The sequence below is a fragment of the Brucella sp. 22210 genome (genome assembly GCF_052045675.1).
Classification (GTDB): domain Bacteria; phylum Pseudomonadota; class Alphaproteobacteria; order Rhizobiales; family Rhizobiaceae; genus Brucella.
Map to the genome: position 1 here is coordinate 1 of NZ_JBQEPD010000137.1, position 845 is coordinate 845.

Here is an 845-nt window from a genome sequence, read left to right on the forward strand (position 1 = left end):
CCACGTCAGCGTCGAACGTCGTCGAAATATGGCTGACGGTCGCGATCCAGAATTTCGAGTTCGCAAAGACCGTATCGCGCTCGATGTAATTGGTGTTTGTCGACCACGGCGTCGGCGGGTTGATGCCGATCTGCACCTCGGTCTTGAGCTGGTCGAAGCCAACAGAGCGGTTCGCCAATGCGTAATCGTCGCGCTGGATGTACTTGATCGACGTGCGAATCTGGTCAGTGACCTGCTTCAGCCGCGCAAATTCCTCATCAAGCGGGCCAGCTGGCAGCGGCTTGGTGGGGTTCTCGGCCTGGTAATTCGAGAAATTTGTGGCGCGGTTGTAGGGGCTCGGCTGGACCATTCGCGAAACTCAGTTTTGGTCTAGCTTCGCGAGAGCCGGTACGCTGATCGGCTCCATATCTATCATGTATGCTTTTGTCACGCAACATTTGGTGGTATTTAAGACGATCAGTGACTTTTGCAGGAGCTACGGCGGCCATGGCCACGTTCGATCAATACCTCAATCAGCTGCACCCGGACGTTCGGCCCCTCGCAGCTGCGTTTTTGCAGGAAGCCGCAGCCGCGGGGCTCGATCCGCGCGTGCAGGAAGCCTTTCGGTCGAAAGACCGGCAGGACCAGCTTTATGCGCAAGGCCGATCAGCACCAGGTGCTGTCGTGACCAAGGCCAGAGGCGGCCAATCCAACCACAATTATGGCGTCGCATTCGATGTCGTGCCTGGCGCGCTGCTCGGCGCCAAGAATTGGGATCCTGAAAACCCTGCGTGGGCCAAACTCGGCGAAATCGGCAAAAAACACGGTCTTGAATGGGGCGGAGACTGGAAATTCACCGATCGCCC

General features: G+C 57.6%; 2 protein-coding genes. One reads left to right on the forward strand and one right to left on the reverse strand.

Going from position 1 to position 845, the window contains the following annotated elements:
- On the reverse strand, nt 1-349 hold a 349-nt coding region (locus ACTJKP_RS26985), incomplete at its 3' end, for a hypothetical protein (protein WP_440632846.1).
- A 137-nt stretch (nt 350-486) separates the two neighbouring features.
- Between ACTJKP_RS26985 and ACTJKP_RS26990 the strand changes: the two genes are divergently transcribed.
- Nucleotides 487-845 (forward strand): M15 family metallopeptidase (locus ACTJKP_RS26990; RefSeq protein WP_440632847.1); only part of this gene is annotated, 359 nt, incomplete at its 3' end.